A 13046-nucleotide genomic window follows, 5' to 3' on the forward strand; every position below is an offset into this window, starting at 1 on the left:
TTATAACTGCTAGGGGGTTTTTTATGACAATAAATCACAATATTTTTATACACAAATTTCTCCGGATGAGTGTGTAAAACTTGAGAACAAGTAATTGGTAGATGCACCCTGATAACTCACTCCCCTAGTTGGTTTATACCTGCTAGGGGGTTTTTTATGACAATAAATCACAATATTTTTATACACAAATTTCTCCGGATAAGTGTGTAAAACCTGAGAACAAGTAATTGGTAGATGCACCCTGATAACTCACTCCCCTAGTTGGTTTATACCTGCTAGGGGGTTTTTTATGACAATAAATCACAATATTTTTATACACAAATTTCTCCGGAGGAGTGTGTAAAACTTGAGAACAAGTAATTGGTAGATGCACCCTGATAACTCACTCCCCTAGTTGGTTTATACCTGCTAGGGGGTTTTTTATAGAGTAGTAAGCGTGGATAGCGCTTATTCTGCAAACTAATTCACCGATCAAAATAATAGACACAAAAAGTGGAAAAGATGTAGAGACTACTAAGTGCTACGTCTGTTGGGGTTCTGGGTAGCGGATAATTAATTTCCAGATAGGTTGTCTGGTAGAGACGTTCCAGCGGAACGTCTCTACAATATGTCTGATTTGCCGGATATGATATTAAATTTATTTCGTCACTTCAAAGGATTTTACTTCTAAAACCTGACCAATCATGGCAACGGTCATCACATCTTCACGCACTTTTCCTGTGACTTTTGCTTTTTGTCCGGCTTGAAGTAAGTTTTTGTCGGCACCCCGAAGGATTTCGTAGGTAACGCCATCGTCTGTAACTAGCGCCCAAGCGCCTGTGCCAATATCACGGTGTTGGATAGTACCTGTAACTGTAATGCTCATATGATTTTAAGTCCTAAATGGGTAATGGGGATTTTTTTGGGGAAAGGAGAAAGGGGAAAGGGGAAAGGGGAAAAGAAAAAAATTATTACCAATGCTCAATGCCCCATGCCCATTGCCCATTGCCCATTGCCCTACACAGCTTGTTCCTGATTTTTCAGGGCTAACCTAGCAAGTCCGTAACAGAGTAGAGCGTTGATGATGAGGAAAAAGCGCGACCAAATACCATTTCCTAAGCCCCAAACTGCTGGGTCGAAAAATGCGCTGACTCCTAGACATGCGGCTATACCTAGGGTGGAACCGACTGCAAACCATTTCCAGGTGGGATTTCCCAAGAGCAGCGCCATTAAAATAATCGGAATTAAGACGCTGGCAAATAGGGGATTAAAAGCATCAGTTCCCTGAAGGGCATTCCCGAGTTCGGGAATTGAACTACCCAAGACGCGGAAGGGCCATTGGGGAACGTCAAAGATATAAATCCCTTTAAGGAAGAATAACCCAGAACTGCCGGCGACTAAGCCACTGGCTAAAGACCAACTCCAGGTGAAGGGGAAGTAAACCCGTAAAAACCAAGCTAGCAGGTAGGAACCGACTACCATTAAAATTTTAGGCAATAGCGCGATCGCACCACCATCAATCCAAAAGCCTGGGTTAAGATAGCCATTATTCCGCAACCACCCAAAGAAATCTTGGAAGGTGATTTGCCCTTGCAATGCACGTTTAACTGCTGCATCGGCATTCAGTTGTCCGGCGCCGTAGTAGTTCAAAGCATCTTCTTTAATAGTTCTTGCCGACTGTTGAAGCACAGCCAAGACTTGATCTGGTTCTTTGATTCCAGAAGCTTCAATTAATGCTGCCACACCAGCAACGTGAGGGGCAGCCATACTTGTACCCTGGAAGCCCATAAACACCCCGACGCCATTGTTATCAGGGTCGATGGTTTCTTGCAAAATCTTACCTGCATCACTGCCACCAGGAGCGGAGATATCTACCCCAGCACCAAAGTTAGAATAAGGCGCTCTTTCGCCGTCTGCGCCTAAGGCAGAAACGCCGATAACATGAGGATAACGAGCCGGATAAGAAGCACCATTACTACCTTCGTTTCCGGCAGCGGCAATGATGACTACGCCTTTTCTGTGGGCATAATCGATGGCGTCTTTCATTAACTGGCTTTCACCACCACCACCCAAGCTCATATTAATGACATTTGCGCCTTTATCAGCGGCAAATTTAATTGCTTCGGCAATATCAGCAACGGTTCCACCACCGTATGCACTCAGCACCTTTAAAGGCATCAACTTGGCTTCGTAAGCAATTCCAGCGACGCCATATTTGTTATTAGTAGCTTGGGCAATAGTTCCAGCAACGTGGGTGCCGTGTCCGTTATCGTCTGTGGCAACTTCAGTGTCGTTCACAAAGTCGTAACCAGGGACAAATTTTGTCTCTTTCAAGTCACGCACGCGACTGATACCAGTATCAATTACTGCAACGGTGATGCCGCTACCTTTGGTTTGCAGCCACGCACCTTCAACGTTAATGTTGTGTAGGTTCCACTGCTTGCTGTAATATTCATCATTGGGAGCAGTGGGACTCGCAGAAACTTTGGTATCGTCATCGTCTTGGGGTAGCAAGAATTCTCCCAGCCTAGCAGCTTGACCGCGATTGGGAATTTTGTAGATGTAGTTTGGCTCGATGAATTCTGTGACTTTGGCGAATGAAGATTTTCTTAAAGCTTTCAGCCGTTGGCGATCGCCTTTAATAACATACACATGATCCTTTTCGGAAAATTTATTATCGAGTTTGGGTGTAACGTTATATTGAAGGGCGATCGCTTGCAGATTTTTCTCCACCTCAACAGCGGGAATATCTTCGCGAAAATCCAGCACAATCGTCTCAAAATCACCTTTGGCTGCTAGTCCCTGAAAGTTCAGGAAACCAAATATCGCAGCACCCAGCCCGATGACAAACAAGCACAATAATATAAGCTTTCGCATATTAACTCATGACCGATGAATGCCACTTTGCTCACTACGATAACTTATCTGTGCCCTTTAATTGATGTATTTTGCACTTTAGTTACATATCTTTCATTCAGGACTTAATACAATCAAAGCGTAAGTTCATGACGAAAATTTATCACAAAAACTCTGCGTCACTTTGTCTTGAAAAGTTGTTCATGGGGGAAACCCCCTTGGCGTTAGCCTCTCCCTTTGGGAGAAGACCACACTTTTCGCTGCGCTTACCTCCTTTGCTCCTCTGCGTTTAAAAACGCTATCAATTAACGAAATGCTCTACTTAGGACTTTTTCAACGATGGAACGCGGTCTTTTATGGTTGCCTTTATTATTCATATTTTTCTGGTTGGCTTGGCAAGGCTCCCAGGAGTATAAAAAAGTTGAAGCTTATCGGATTTGGGCAGAACAATTTGATACAGCTAAGTATGATATTTACGCCGTGTTGGGTCAAAAAGGCAACGAGCTAACTTGGGGAAAACCCACGCCAAAAGGTTTAATTAAGCTGGAAACTTTTTCTTTGGTAGATGTCAAACAAATCCGCCTTTTGGTAGATGAAAAAGAAGCGGATACCGAAGCGCCACCAGAAAAAGGTCGGTCTATTGAGTTGGAATTTATATTTTCCCCTGAGAACTCGGTGCGCGTTCCTTTTACAGAAGTTCCTTTAGCTGCACAGTGGGGTGAGCATATGAAGCAGGAATTGCAACGCTTGCAGTAAAAGCTGCAATTAACACTTGCATTATCGTAGAGACGTTCCGGCGGAACGTCTCTACAATCCGCCGGAACGTCTCTACAATATGTGTGGTTTAGTTTTGGGGGTGGGGAAATAAGCGATTTATCGCGTCTTATCGTAAAGACGTTCCGGTAAAGACGTTCCAGTAAAGACGTTCCGGTAAAGACGTTCCAGTAAAGACGTTCCAGTGGAACGTCTCTACAATATGTGTGGCTAAGAGGGCAAATTAACTTTTTTGGCTAAACCCAGAGTCTGCAAAACTTTGATGCTCCACCATGTAACATCGACTTCCCACCAGTGCAAGCCAGATTTTGCCATTTGGGGAAAGGTGTGATGGTTGTTATGCCAGCCTTCACCGTAAGTTACTATCGATACCCACCAGAGGTTACGCGCACCGTCGTTTGCTTCAAAGTTGCGGTAGCCCCAAGCGTGTGTGGCGGAGTTGACAAACCAAGTTGAGTGCCAAAGCAAGACTGCTCTCAGAAATATTCCGTAGATGACAAATGACCAGCCGCCGATGAGATACAGCAGGATACTGAGGGGAATTTGTAGAAGTAGGAAATAGCGATCTAGCCAGCGATAATATGGTTGTCGTGCTAGGTCGGGGGCATATTTTGCATAGATTTCATAATCAAAGAACTCTGAACGAGGGTAAAAAATCCAGAGCATGTGGCTCCACCAAAACCCTCGTTGAGCAGAGTACGGGTCTAAGTCAACGTCTTCTGTATGAGCGTGATGTTGTCGGTGTCCACCAATCCAAAAAATTGGACCTCCTTGCAAAGCCAGCGCTCCGATCAGAGCGATCGCATACTCCAACCACTTCGGGACTTGGAAACTTCGATGACTCAGCAGTCGATGATACCCCAAACATATACCTATACTCCCAAATAGCCAGTGGAGAAATATCACTAGAGCTAATGCAGACCAAGAGAAAAACCAGGGAGCAAGTAAAGCTATGCCATGAAATGTAGTAAAAAATACCACATTCGTCCAATTGAGCGCCGGAGAATTTCCGCCCTCAGGGGTACTGGCAAAAAATTTTGCAGTCATAAAAATTCCTGTCGATGGGTGAGGAAGCGATTTGCTTTTGTCGGGAGTTGCACTATGCTCGGCATTATTTGACAGATTTTGCAAGGTTGGCAATTGAGGAATGGCTCCGCAGAAAACTGAGGCTAGATGCCTCACCCTACAAGAGTCATTCTTTTTTTTGGTGTGTTAGCACGCGTAACGCACCTCACGCATTGCTTGACCCGATTATCTGTTCCGCTCTTTCTAAAGCAATCCTTTATAGTAGAGCAAGTATCACTTACATTTTTATGCTAACAGTTCTGCGATTTATATGCAAGTAGCACTTGCATTTTTCTTTTATGTCCTCTCAATCCCATTCAGCTCGTCAACGTTTGATTCAAGCAGCGCTTGAATTATTTACCGCTCAGGGAGTCAGCGGTACTACAACCCGCCAAATTGCAGAAAAAGCAGAAGTCAATGAAGTGACGCTATTCCGGCATTTTGGCAATAAGCACGGGCTACTTTTGGCTGTCTTGGAAGAATCCGCAGCCTTTAAAAATTTAGGTGAGTCTCTTGTTAGCCGAGCGATTCCGCCTGGTAATGTGTATCAAGCTCTGAAAGATTATGCAAGTGAAAGCTTACACGCATTAGAACAAGTTCCAGAGTTTGTTAGGTCTGTGGTGGGTGAAGCAGATCAATACCCAGCTGAAAACCGTCGCGCTTTGGGACGGGGGTTAACGGAAGCTAACCGTTATGTGGCAGAGTACTTAGCTACTGTAATTGAACAGGGGCACTTAAATACCTACCTACCGGCTGAAAAACTAGCTAGTTTGTTAAATGGGATGCTGCTGGGGTATGCGGTAATTGAGTTTACGAGTGAATTTCACGAACTTTGGGAAGACAGAGATGATTTTCTGGAGAATTTGGTGCAGTTGTTTTTACAAGGAGCAATGTCACCAGTAGTTGAGACAAGTCAATATTCCTCAAGTTTGACTGTAATAAATTCTAGTATTAGGGAAGTGGCTGATTTGCCGGCTTCTTTAGTCCATCAAATTCTGCAACAAGCGAGAAAATTGGGAGTGCAAGATTATGCATTGGCATATGTGTTATTTGCTGGTGGGTTGTCTGTTCGGGAAGTAGCTGGCTTAGAGCGATCGCATCAATTTTACGATAGTCAAGGACATTTTCTGCAAATTGCCAATAACACCGGATTTCGCCAAGTACCTGTCAATCAGTGGATAATGGGTATTCGCTATGGTTCCTACACCAATAATCCGTTAACTAAATGGCTGAAAAGTCGTAAAGATAATCAACCTGCGATGTTTATTCATGAATCTGGCTCACCAATGTCAGAATCACAAATTGACGTACATTGGCACATGTGGACCCAAAGACTGTTAACACCAGAAGGACAACCACCAGCAATTATTCAAACACAACAAACTTGGCGTGTAGAAATGTTGATGCGCGGCATGAGCTTAGAAAATCTTAGCATCTTAACGGGATGCGATCGCACTCAATTACAACCCTACGCCAAAAGAGCCAGAGAAAAAGCCGCTTTAGAGCAAGCTACTCGTTTAGATCAAAAGCCAGGATAATTGATGGTTGTTAGTTGTTGGTTGGAGCGTTGTTGACTGAATGACAGTACAATTAACTTTGATTTCAGCATTTATAACCACAGCTTGTGCAGCGGTAACGACAACTTCTGCATTTATAACCACAGCTTCTAATTTATAAGTAAAGTTTGTGTTGTAGTAACGACAGCTTCTGCATTTATAATGACAGCCTTTGACATATTGACAAGTACAAAAAATGATATAAAAGTCCTAAATGATTGAAAAAATAAGATCCCCGACAACTTTTACGAAGTCGGGGATCTGAATAAAGTCTATTTTCACTAAGCAAAAATCTATGAATATTACCTATAAACGCGATTTGCTTGATGTTGATTAGGAGGCAATGAAGGCAACATTAATCAAAGATAACTTTCATAACGGACGAACTACAAAGCAGTTAAAAACATCTTTTGCCAATAGTTATTCGACATGCATTGCTTATGCAGAGCAACAAATTGTAGGTACAGCTAGAGCGTTATCTGATGGAGTGTGTAATGCTTACATCGTCGATTTTTGGACTTATTCAGAATACCGTCATCAGGGTATTGCGCGAAAAATGATGGAGATTATTATAGAAGAATTGCCAGGACAACACGTTTACTTTTTTACCGATGACTCTGTTGATTTTTACAAGAAATTGGGATTTACAGAACAGCCCACAGGATTAAGCAAAGTCATGGGAAAATGGTTAGTGAATGTCAGTTCGCCAAACTAGAAAATACACTCATAAATTCCACGCACCAACTACTTTGAAAACCGACAGCATCTTTTATCGCATTTTCCAAAGCTTACCCAGCACTTTCTTTGAACTGATTAACCAACCAGCATCACTTGCTCAGGCTTACCAATTTTCTTCAGTAGAAGTTAAACAACTAGCATTTAGAATTGATGGCGTATTTTTACCCAATACTTCAGAACTACCCATTTATTTTGCTGAGGTGCAATTTCAACCAGATAAAAAATTTTACTCGCGTTTATTTGCAGAAATCTTTAACTATCTGGATAAAACAGAATTAATCAACAACTGGGGTGGTGTTGTCATCTTCCCCAACCGCAGCGTTGATACTGGAGCTACCGAGAGGTATACAGAATTACTCAACTCACCACGAGTGACTCGTATCTATCTTGACGAATTAACAGCGATTGCGGCATCATCTATCGGGATTGAGGCAGTAAAATTAATCATCGAACCAGAATCAACTGCGACAACAAAAGCTATAGAGATAGTCAACAGCGCTCGACAACAAATCATTGATGCTGCCCAACAACGAGAAATTATACAATTAATAGAGACGATATTAATCTACAAATTGCCGCGCTTGAGCCGGGAGGAGATGGGAAAAATGTTTGGATTAAATGAGTTAAAGCAAACTAGATTTTATCAAGAAGTTTTTGCTGAAGGGAAGCTTGAAGGGAAGCTTGAAGGGAAGGAAGAAGGTAAGCTCGAAACCATACCTCAGTTATTGGCATTAGGTTTGAGTATTCAACAGATAGCTCAAGCGTTAGGTTTAGATGAACAAGTTGTTAGACAAGCCGCACAGCCGAAATTATAAAGCGATGGGGAGTGCGTAAGCCCTGCCAATTATGATTAGTCAAGTTTGATGACATCTTCATAAATTTCTGCCATTGTCAGATTTAAACCTACTGATTCTAACTTTAAGATGTCATCTTTTCCCAAGGTTTGCATTGACCAATTTCCTTGAGTATCTTGACGGTAAACTTCTACTTGGATTTTGTCTTGAGAGATTAAGATATATTCTTGTAAACTGTCTAAAGTTTGGTAATTAAGCCGTTTTTCTCGTTTGTCTGTGGTTGCAGTGGAATCAGATAGTACTTCTATAATTAAATTTGGACGAGTTTTAAAGTATCTTTCTCTGTCTTCAGGGTCGCAGGTAACTAAAACGTCGGGATAATAAAATATATCGACCTTTTTTACTTGAATTTTGACTTTCATATCTGAGACAAAAGCACGACAATCAGTCCCGCGCAAATGAGGACGCAATAAAGCGTAAATATTGCCCGCAATTAGGTTATGTTCTTCACTAGCACCTGCCATCGCAAAAACTTGACCACCCAAGTATTCATGGCGAATAAAGCTAGATTCTTCAGCTTTCAGGTATTCTTCAACGGTTAAGTAGCTTAATGGAAGTGACATAAGTTGTTGAAGTTTGCAATTGAATGAGTATATAATATTTATTTAAATTATATTGATAAATAAGTCAACTTAAACTGTACAGTACGAATATCTTCTGCGGACGGATTATCCTCAACCGTTATTGTTAGGTTAGTCATTTTCCTTGTCCCCCCATCTCTGTCTTCTTCCCTGTCGCTAGAGATAATAGAATAGAAACTCAACCTTTGTAACGCCTTCAACTACTAAAAGAAAGAAGTTTAGTAGTAAATTTGACAGAATTGGATCGACAAAAGTCTGTACTAAGCTTGTAGCATTCATAACGCTTGTGATATTTCCTATGGATTCCCGGATTCGCTTTTTAATGTGCGCCCCTGACCACTATGATGTGGACTATGTGATTAACCCCTGGATGGAAGGGAATATTCACAAGTCATCGCGCGATCGCGCTGTGGAACAGTGGGAAAAACTGCATCTCCTCCTGAAAGAACACGCTATTGTAGATTTGGTTGCACCCCAGAAAGGTGTACCGGATATGGTTTTTACCGCCAACGCTGGCTTAGTGTTGGGTAATAACGTGGTTCTCAGTCGCTTTTTACACAAAGAGCGTCAGGGTGAAGAACCTTACTTTAAAAAATGGTTTGAAGAAAACGGCTACACAGTCAACGAACTACCGAAAGATTTGCCCTTTGAAGGTGCGGGAGACGCACTTCTAGACCGAGAAGGACGCTGGTTATGGGCAGGATACGGCTTTCGTTCCGAATTAGATTCTCACCCCTATTTAGCGAAGTGGCTGGATATCGAGGTGGTGTCTTTACGCTTGACAGATGAGCGCTTTTATCATCTGGATACTTGCTTTTGTCCCCTTGCGAATGGCTATTTGCTGTATTATCCAGGTGCTTTTGATTCTTACTCCAACCGCATGATTGAAATGCGTGTTGTCCCAGAAAAGCGGATTGCAATTGAAGAAGCGGACGCGGTAAACTTTGCCTGCAATACGGTGAATGTAGACCAGATTGTGATTATGAACAAGGCTTCGGATGCTTTGAAAGCAAGCCTTAGGGATGCGGGTTTTCAAGTGATGGAAACACCCTTAACAGAATTTCTCAAAGCTGGTGGTGCGGCTAAATGTCTCACACTGCGGGTGACCGAACCAGTACGTGATGAAGTTCACGCGAATGTTTCGGTAGAAAGTCGGATTATTCGCATTGAAGGACATTTGCTTGATTCTGGCTTGATTAACCGCGCTTTGGATATGATTATCGATAGCGGTGGTAGTTTCCAAGTGCTGAATTTCAACTTGGGAGAACAGCGACAAAGTACTTCAGCCGCTGAGGTGAAGGTGTCGGCGCCGAACCATGAGGTGATGGAGCAAATTATATCTCACCTAATTGATTTGGGTGCAGTAGATTTGCCCCAAGATGAGCGCGACGCCAAACTTGAGCCTGTGTTGCAACGAGGAGTTGCACCAGATGATTTTTATGTGAGTACGATTTATCCGACCGAAGTGCGGATTAACGGTGAATGGGTGAAGGTGCGATCGCAGCGGATGGATGGTGCGATCGCTGTTATCCAAACTCCTGATGGTTGGCTGGCACGGTGTAAAATTTTACGCGATTTAGAAATAGGCGAATATGTAGTTGTGGATGTGCAAGGTATCCGCACCGTCCGCAAACCAGAATCGCGAGAACAACGCAATGCTCAAGAATTCAGCTTTATGTCGGCGGGTGTTTCCAGCGAACGCCGTGTGGAAATAGTTGTGGAGCAGGTGGCGTGGGAATTACGTAAAATGCGCGATACGGGTGGTAAAGTAGTTGTCACAGCGGGACCTGTGGTAATTCATACTGGTGGTGGCGAACATTTGGCGCGATTGGTGAGAGAAGGATATGTCCAAGCTCTGTTGGGTGGAAATGCGATCGCAGTCCACGATATGGAGCAAAATATGATGGGGACTTCTCTCGGTGTGGATATGAAGCGGGGTGTGGCTGTGCGCGGTGGACATCGCCACCATTTGAAGGTAATTAATACTGTCCGCCGTCATGGTAGCATTGCTGCGGCTGTGTCTGCTGGGGAGTTTAAGGCTGGTGTCATGTATGAGTGCGTCCGCGCTGGGATACCTTTCAGCCTCGCGGGTTCGATTCGCGATGATGGTCCTTTGCCGGATACGCAGATGGATTTGATTCAGGCTCAGGAGGAATATGCGAAACTGCTTAAAGGTGCAGATATGATTTTGATGTTATCATCAATGCTGCACTCTATTGGCGTGGGGAATATGACTCCGGCTGGGGTGAAGATGGTTTGTGTGGATATTAATCCGGCTGTGGTGACGAAGTTAAGCGATCGCGGTTCCATTGAATCGGTTGGTGTGGTGACGGATGTCGGGTTGTTTTTGAGTCTGTTGGTGCAGCAGTTGGATAAGTTGACTAGTCCTTATCAAGCGGTGGTAGGATAAGTCTCACGCAAAGGCGCAGAGGCGCAAAGGTAAGAAGAGAATGGAAGGGGTAGCTTTTAAGAGAGGGTTACAAGTTCGTTGGGTTAGTTTTATTGCTGACTTTCTGCTGGTGGGGATGGTTGTGGGACCGCTGGCAGCTCCTTTTCTTGCTGCGTCTGGGTTGCCAATGTTGGGTTTGATTGCGGACATCATTTATTTCATGGGAAATCATGTGTGTCCGCAACCGAATATGGGGTTAGATTTGACACCACCGTTTATTATGGCTGTGTGTATGCGCTGTTACGGTACGGTAACGGGTTTGCTGTTTACTCGGTTGTTGTATGGGGTGACTGGTGGTAAAGGTTTTTACTGGTTGAGTCAGTATGGCTGGAGTGGTGCGGCGACTTCTAGTATGTTAATGATGGCTTATCCGTGGGAATTAGCAGCGCAGGTTTTGGGTTGGTGGAATTTTAACAATTATTTGGTTACACCCTTTGGGTTAATTACAGGTTTGGCGTGGGGATTGTTTACTATGCCAATATTGCACCATCGTAAGTCTTAAATGTAAAGACGTTCCGTCCGGAACGTCTCTACGACGGTTGCAATGTTTTTATTACTGTTAATTTACCGGATATGATATGACCTGGTATTTTAGCTATTAGTTTGACATGACAGGTAGTGAACAATTATTGTTGGTTATTCGTCATTAATGACAAAGCATAAATTAACTAATCATGATTGCTGAAAGCTAATAGTAGAATAAGGTACAGACCTTCATCTGCGGATCGTTAGGGAGGAAGAGACATTGGATGAGCTCAGGACGGCGCTAGAGCTAGCAACCGAAGAAGAATTGCAGGATTTAACGGCAATTCTGTTTGGTCGTAAATTTAATCCTATAGATTATGTTCACACACCAGAACCGCTAGAAGTGCAAAATCAAGACCACAAAGCTTGGCTAGATGCACTCGAAGCACGCTTTCGCTTTTTGGCAGCAGATGGGATGACGGTATTAAGGGGACGGACAAAGCTGGTAACTTACCGAGAAGCTTTGATTCAAGTATGTAAGTATCTAAAAATTCGCTACTATCATCAACTAGCAACAGTTGATTTAGAAGCGGAAGTGTTTTTGCATCTTTTAGGGCATGTGTGGAAAAAATTACCCGAGAAGGAAAAGCAAAAATTGAATGTGCAGGTGGAGCAGCAGCTTGCCAAATCCAAATCGAATCAACCTTTACCACTTTCATTGCAGCATGACCCTTTGGGCTTGCTTTTCAAAGGTGGTAGTGCGATCGCTATCACTTCAATTATACAACCAATGTTGCTCAAACAAATTGCCCGTCAATTTGCCATGCACTTTGCCACCTATCAAATAGCCCAACAAGCGGCAGTTGAAGGTGGGGTAATCGCAACAACGCAGTTTCAAAACTATGTAGCTTTGCAGATGGCACGACGGGGTATGGCTGTGAGTGCAGCTCGTTATACCGCAGTCAGAAGTGTATTTGCGATGTTAGGACCAGCAATGTGGGGTTGGTTTTTTGCAGATTTAGGATGGAGAGCGATCGCCACCAACTACGGTAGAATCATACCCACTATCTTTGCCTTAGCTCAAATTCGCCTCACCCGCACCGAATGTTGGGAACCCGCTTGAAAACCGCTTTTCGCCATCCCAATCCTAATTTACAATTTCCTTGGAACTTGGCTCAACTGGGATTATTTATCTTTCCGTTGAGTCCGTTTTTAGGAGCCGTAACTCTAGGTGTCGCATCATTAAAAACTTGGTTGCCACAACACCGCACAATTATTCGTCGTCCCCTCAATCGGGGATTTGCCCTCCTCGGTGTATTGTTAATCATTAGCTCTGCCTTGGCTGAGAATAAAACAGAAGCTTTCCTTGGCTTGTTTAATTTCTTACCGTTCTTTTTATTTTTCGTCGGCTTTAGCGCTTTAATTCAGACACCCGGACAATTGCGTCAACTAACTTGGAATTTAGTCATATCTTCCATACCTGTGGTGATAATTGGCTTTGGGCAATTATTTTTGGGCTGGACTTCTAAGTTAGAAGTTTTGTGGATTGTCTTGGAAATAAACATCCTACACCAAGGAGATCCACCAGGTCGCATGGCTTCAATCTTCATGCACGCTAACACCTTAGGTGCTTATCTGATGATAGTTTTCATCCTGGGGTTAGGGTTGTGGTTAGAAAGCTATCAGCAGTTGAGAGCTAGGGGACAAGGGGGACAAGGGGGACAAGGGG

General features: G+C 43.4%; 11 protein-coding genes and 1 pseudogene. 8 read left to right on the forward strand and 4 right to left on the reverse strand.

Annotation, left to right across the window (positions count from 1 at the left end):
• Nucleotides 1–637: 637 nt before the first annotated feature.
• Complete coding sequence (locus tag OGM63_RS09495; RefSeq protein WP_263745272.1) at nucleotides 638–865, reverse strand: hypothetical protein; 228 nt, start codon at nucleotides 863–865, stop codon at nucleotides 638–640.
• 131 nt (nucleotides 866–996) lie between these two features.
• On the reverse strand, nucleotides 997–2856 hold the full coding sequence (locus OGM63_RS09500; RefSeq protein ID WP_263745273.1) for a S8 family peptidase: 1860 nt from the start codon (nucleotides 2854–2856) through the stop codon (nucleotides 997–999).
• A 318-nt stretch (nucleotides 2857–3174) separates the two neighbouring features.
• Between OGM63_RS09500 and OGM63_RS09505 the strand changes: the two genes are divergently transcribed.
• On the forward strand, nucleotides 3175–3591 hold the full coding sequence (locus tag OGM63_RS09505; RefSeq protein WP_263745274.1) for a hypothetical protein: 417 nt from the start codon (nucleotides 3175–3177) through the stop codon (nucleotides 3589–3591).
• 228 nt (nucleotides 3592–3819) lie between these two features.
• On the opposite strand, the gene OGM63_RS09510 is transcribed toward OGM63_RS09505, so the two are convergent.
• Nucleotides 3820–4656, reverse strand: a complete 837-nt coding sequence (locus OGM63_RS09510) for an acyl-CoA desaturase (RefSeq protein WP_263745275.1) — start codon at nucleotides 4654–4656, stop codon at nucleotides 3820–3822.
• 317 nt (nucleotides 4657–4973) lie between these two features.
• Between OGM63_RS09510 and OGM63_RS09515 the strand changes: the two genes are divergently transcribed.
• The 3 genes from OGM63_RS09515 to OGM63_RS09525 all read left to right on the forward strand — a co-directional run bounded on the left by OGM63_RS09515 (nucleotide 4974) and on the right by OGM63_RS09525 (nucleotide 7783).
• Nucleotides 4974–6212, forward strand: coding sequence for a TetR family transcriptional regulator (locus tag OGM63_RS09515; protein WP_263745276.1), 1239 nt, complete (start codon nucleotides 4974–4976; stop codon nucleotides 6210–6212).
• A gap of 361 nt (nucleotides 6213–6573) precedes the next feature.
• Nucleotides 6574–6945, forward strand: a complete 372-nt coding sequence (locus OGM63_RS09520; protein WP_263745277.1) for a GNAT family N-acetyltransferase — start codon at nucleotides 6574–6576, stop codon at nucleotides 6943–6945.
• Nucleotides 6926–7783 (forward strand): Rpn family recombination-promoting nuclease/putative transposase, encoded by an 858-nt coding sequence (locus OGM63_RS09525; RefSeq protein WP_263745278.1) that lies wholly within the window; start codon nucleotides 6926–6928, stop codon nucleotides 7781–7783. The genes OGM63_RS09520 and OGM63_RS09525 overlap by 20 nt, the downstream gene beginning before the upstream one ends.
• 35 nt (nucleotides 7784–7818) lie before the next feature.
• Here OGM63_RS09525 and OGM63_RS09530 read toward each other — a convergent pair whose 3' ends face one another.
• Entirely contained in the window at nucleotides 7819–8385 is a 567-nt protein-coding gene (locus tag OGM63_RS09530; protein ID WP_263745279.1) for a Uma2 family endonuclease, read from the reverse strand.
• 316 nt (nucleotides 8386–8701) lie between these two features.
• Here OGM63_RS09530 and argZ point away from each other — a divergent pair, with 316 nt between their 5' ends.
• From argZ to OGM63_RS09550, 4 genes and pseudogenes are all read left to right on the forward strand, one after another.
• Nucleotides 8702–10813, forward strand: a complete 2112-nt coding sequence (gene argZ, locus OGM63_RS09535; protein ID WP_263745280.1) for a bifunctional arginine dihydrolase/ornithine cyclodeaminase — start codon at nucleotides 8702–8704, stop codon at nucleotides 10811–10813.
• A 40-nt stretch (nucleotides 10814–10853) separates the two neighbouring features.
• On the forward strand, nucleotides 10854–11354 hold the full coding sequence (locus OGM63_RS09540) for a DUF2085 domain-containing protein (RefSeq protein ID WP_263745281.1): 501 nt from the start codon (nucleotides 10854–10856) through the stop codon (nucleotides 11352–11354).
• 243 nt (nucleotides 11355–11597) lie between these two features.
• The gene (locus tag OGM63_RS09545) at nucleotides 11598–12440 is read left to right on the forward strand and encodes a YaaW family protein (protein WP_263745282.1); all 843 of its coding nucleotides are present in this window, start codon (nucleotides 11598–11600) and stop codon (nucleotides 12438–12440) included.
• Nucleotides 12437–13046, forward strand: a pseudogene (locus OGM63_RS09550) (O-antigen ligase family protein); the annotation flags it as partial. The gene OGM63_RS09545 and the pseudogene OGM63_RS09550, both read left to right, overlap by 4 nt.

It is taken from the genome of Plectonema radiosum NIES-515, assembly GCF_025753815.1.
In the GTDB taxonomy this organism is placed as follows: domain Bacteria; phylum Cyanobacteriota; class Cyanobacteriia; order Cyanobacteriales; family Nostocaceae; genus Hassallia; species Hassallia radiosum_A.

Coding starts and splice junctions, on each gene's coding strand:
- argZ (WP_263745280.1), top strand. CDS start 8,702: ATGGATTCCCGGATTCGCTTTTTAATGTGCGCCCCTGACCACTATGAT.
- OGM63_RS09505 (WP_263745274.1), top strand. CDS start 3,175: ATGGAACGCGGTCTTTTATGGTTGCCTTTATTATTCATATTTTTCTGG.
- OGM63_RS09520 (WP_263745277.1), top strand. CDS start 6,574: ATGAAGGCAACATTAATCAAAGATAACTTTCATAACGGACGAACTACA.
- OGM63_RS09515 (WP_263745276.1), top strand. CDS start 4,974: ATGTCCTCTCAATCCCATTCAGCTCGTCAACGTTTGATTCAAGCAGCG.
- OGM63_RS09530 (WP_263745279.1), bottom strand. CDS start 8,385: ATGTCACTTCCATTAAGCTACTTAACCGTTGAAGAATACCTGAAAGCT.
- OGM63_RS09525 (WP_263745278.1), top strand. CDS start 6,926: ATGTCAGTTCGCCAAACTAGAAAATACACTCATAAATTCCACGCACCA.
- OGM63_RS09540 (WP_263745281.1), top strand. CDS start 10,854: ATGGAAGGGGTAGCTTTTAAGAGAGGGTTACAAGTTCGTTGGGTTAGT.
- OGM63_RS09500 (WP_263745273.1), bottom strand. CDS start 2,856: ATGCGAAAGCTTATATTATTGTGCTTGTTTGTCATCGGGCTGGGTGCT.
- OGM63_RS09495 (WP_263745272.1), bottom strand. CDS start 865: ATGAGCATTACAGTTACAGGTACTATCCAACACCGTGATATTGGCACA.
- OGM63_RS09510 (WP_263745275.1), bottom strand. CDS start 4,656: ATGACTGCAAAATTTTTTGCCAGTACCCCTGAGGGCGGAAATTCTCCG.